Genomic DNA, 3,475 nt, shown 5'->3' on the forward strand with positions numbered 1-3,475 from the left:
CGCGCGGCCGTCGAATCCCTGCGCGCCGCCCGCCGACGACCTCGACGCCCTCGACGGCCCGCGCGGACACGGCCGCCCGCGCGGTCGCGAACCGGGCGACCTCCTCGTCGCGCCCGTCCGGCCGACCCGTCCCGAACCCGGCGACGCGCCCGAACTGTCGTGGCTGCCGGTCCGTCCGGGCCTCCCGCCCGACCCGCCGATCTCCGCGCGGGAGGCGGCCGACCTCGTCGCCCTCCTGGCCGGCGAGACGCCCGGCCGCCGCGCCCGTCCCGAACAGCGCGACGTCGACCCGGGCCGCGCTGCCCAGCGCCGCGTACGTCCGGACGCTCGTCGAGGCGGAACGGGCCGCCGCCGAACGCGCCGGACGCACCCGCAACGAACTGTCGCGCCTCCTCCGGGACGCCGACGTCACGCTCGTCGCCCGTCTCGACGGCGCCGCGGCCACCGTCGGCGCGGCGCTGCGCGACCTCGGCCTCGACGGGCATCCGGGCGGCTGGAACCCCGCCGACCTGGCCGTCCGCGCGTTCGCCGACGCCCTCGCCGAGCGCCGCCAGACCGTGTGGGCGCGCGTCACCGAGATGACGTCCCGCGCCGGATGGGCCGAACGCGCCCTCGCCGGAATGGGCGGACGGCGCGTCGAACTGCCGCCCGGCGAACTGCACCTGCGGCGCCTCGCCAGCGTCGCGCAGGACCTGCGCACCTACCTCGCCGACGGCGGCACGCTCAAACGCGGACCGCTGCGCTCCCAGCCCCAGCGGCAGGCCGAGATCCTCCTGCAGTACGCGACCGTGGACGGCGAGCCCCCCACGACACCCGAACTGCTCGACCTCGTCTTCACCGAACTGATGGTGCGGATGAGCTGCCAAGAACTCCAGTACGTGTGGGAAGCCGCCGGGATCTCCTTCCCCGCCGACCTGCCGTCCGTCGAACGCGTCGATAGGTTCGTGCGCGCACACACACGCCTCGACCGCCTGCACGAGATCCTGCCCGCCGTGGCCGAGACCCGCGAACTTCTCGACCGCGCGGGACTGACCGTCCCGCTGAACCACCCCCTGCAATGGCACGCGTACGCGACGGCCCTGCAAGGCGCGCTGGAGGGCCTCGGCGTCAACCGCACCGCCGCCGACCTCGACGCCCTCCGCGACTCGATCGGCCCCGCCGGCCCCGCCGACCCGCCCGAACTCGCCGCCGCCCTCGCCGCGATCGACGCCCGCGACGCCGACGCCGACGTCGCGCCCTCGCCGCCCTCGCCGAGGCCCGCCACGAACGGGCCCTGCAGGTCGCTGCGCGGAACTGCTCGAACGCGTCCGCGCCGTCCACCCCGACCTCGCCTACCTCCTCGCCGCCACCGACGGCGACGAGGCATGGCACGCCCGCGTCCGGCGCTGGGACGACTCGTGGGCATGGGCGCGCGCCGCAGCGGAACCGGGCCTCTCCCCGTCCGAGGAACGCCACCACGCGGCGACCGCACAAGCCGAACAACGCGTACGCGAGGCCCAATCCGAACTCGCGGCGGCGACCGCACGGACCGCCGCCCGCGCGCGCTTGCAGGCCGCCTCGTCCGACCCGGTGGACGTCGTCCCCGCGTGGATCCTGCCGCTGTGGCGAATCCCCGAGGTCCTGCCCCCGCACGCCGACTCGTTCGACGCCGTCATCGTCGACGGCGAACACGGCGCGGGCGCGGAGGCACTGTTCGTCCTGTGGCTCGCCCCCCGCGCCATCCTCGTGGGCGAGGCCGCCACCGAACTCCCACCCCCCGACGGCCTGGAGGCCGCCCTCTCCCCGACCACCCCGCTGTTCACGATCCTCGGCCGGCCCTCCCACCCCGGACCGCCGCCCCCGACCCCCACGAGGCCGCCGAGCCGACCGGCCGGCGCCGAGCCCCACGAGGCCGCGCGCCATGAGGCCGCCACCCCACACGAGGCCAGCGGTACGCGCGGCGGCACCGGGCCACAGGAGGGTCGCGGGCCGCGCGAGGCCGGTGGGATGCACGGGGTCAGTGGGGCGCGTGGTGGTGCCGGGGCACCCGAGGGCGGCGGACCGCGCGGTGGCCCCGAACCCCGCCGAGACGCTGGGGCACACGATGTCGCCGGTCCGCCCGAACGCGGCGAGCCACAAGCGGATCCCGCGCCTCTCGGTGGGTTCACCTCCGCCGACCGCCCCACCCCGATCGCCGCCCCGACTCCGCGTGGAGGCGCCGCGCCGGGCGAGTCTGGCGAATCGTGGGCGGACGTTGGGCCACGGCGGAATTTCGGCCCAGGTGAGGATTCCGAGCCGGGAGCTGTTCCTGGCCCGCGTGGTGCCACGCCGAGTGGGGGCGGACCCGGCGAGGGCTCCGAGCGGGGTGGTGTTTCCGGCTGGCACGGTGGCGCCGTATTGGACGGAAGGTCCGCGCCGAGCGGGGGCGGCGAGCCGCGTGGTGGTGTTGGGGCGCGGGCGGGTGTTGGGCCGGGTGACGACTCCGAGTCGGGCGCTGTTCCTGGCCCGCGTGGTGCCACATCGGGTGAGTCGCGCGGTGGAGGCGGCCTCGGCGGGGATTCCGCGCCGGGGGTCGTTCCCGTTCGGGACGGTGGTGCGCCGGGTGGGGGTGTTGGGGGTTCGGCGGGGCTTACGCCTCCGGGGAGTTCCGCGCCTGGTGAGAGCTATGAGTCGGGCGGTGCGGGTGACGGCCTCGGTGAGGGGGCGGGGCAGGGGGAGGCCGGGGGGCCTCGGGTTCGGCGGGGGCGGTCGATCGCGACGTACAAGCGGCCGGAGCTGCTGGAGATCATCCGGCATGTGGCGGGGCGCGAGCCGGAGTTGAGCGACGAGCAGCTCGTCGATCTGGTGGGGCGGTTGCTCGGGTGTCCGGAGGACGAGGCGCTGCTCGTCGGGGCGCGGTTGCGGTACGCGGTCGAGGCGTTCCGGGAGGAAGCCGAATAAATCGATGGGCGTCGGCCCGGGACGAATGCCAGGATCGTCCGTATGGTCACCGAAGAGCTCGTCGAGGTGTGGCGCGGCGTCATCATGGGAGACACCAAGTCGTGGGTGCTGTTCGAGCACGGCACGTGCGTCATTCTCATGGAGCCCGAGGACGATCTCGCCCTGCAGGCGATCGGGCTGCTGCGCGAGTTCGGGCCCGTCCAGGGCGGGACGTCGGCCGGTGACTTCGGCACCATCGACCTGGACGCCGCGCCGGGCTGGGCCGTCTACGGCCACCACAACGATGTGCTCACGTACGTCGCGCCCGAGGAGGCGGGGGACGAGCCGAGCGACCTCGCCGTCGGGTTGCTCGGGCGGTCCAAGCGTGACCGGGACGGGCGCGAGTTGACGGTCGTCCATGTCGAGGACAAGCGATTCTCGCCCGGTGCGTCGTAGGCGGGCGGTAGAAATGTCCGTGTGATCGGGTGGGACGAGGACGCGCTGGCGGGGTTGCGCGCGGCGGTGGCGCGGGGGGACGGCGCCGCGGGGGTCGCGGTCCGTCGCCGGGCGCCACTCG

Annotated in this window: 2 protein-coding genes and 1 pseudogene; all 3 read left to right on the forward strand. The window is 75.5% G+C overall.

Features of this window, described 5'->3' with window-relative positions:
• Positions 1–1,904: pseudogene (locus BJF79_RS56270) on the forward strand (hypothetical protein); the annotation flags it as partial.
• An 892-nt stretch (positions 1,905–2,796) separates the two neighbouring features.
• The gene (locus BJF79_RS56275) at positions 2,797–2,919 is read left to right on the forward strand and encodes a hypothetical protein (protein ID WP_262403026.1); all 123 of its coding nucleotides are present in this window, start codon (positions 2,797–2,799) and stop codon (positions 2,917–2,919) included.
• Between the two features lie 42 nt (positions 2,920–2,961).
• Positions 2,962–3,354: a hypothetical protein gene (locus BJF79_RS35095; RefSeq protein WP_075903895.1), complete on the forward strand. Its 393-nt coding sequence runs from the start codon at positions 2,962–2,964 to the stop codon at positions 3,352–3,354.
• Positions 3,355–3,475 lie beyond the last annotated feature (121 nt).

Source organism: Actinomadura sp. CNU-125 (genome assembly GCF_001942465.1).
Taxonomy (GTDB): domain Bacteria; phylum Actinomycetota; class Actinomycetes; order Streptosporangiales; family Streptosporangiaceae; genus Spirillospora.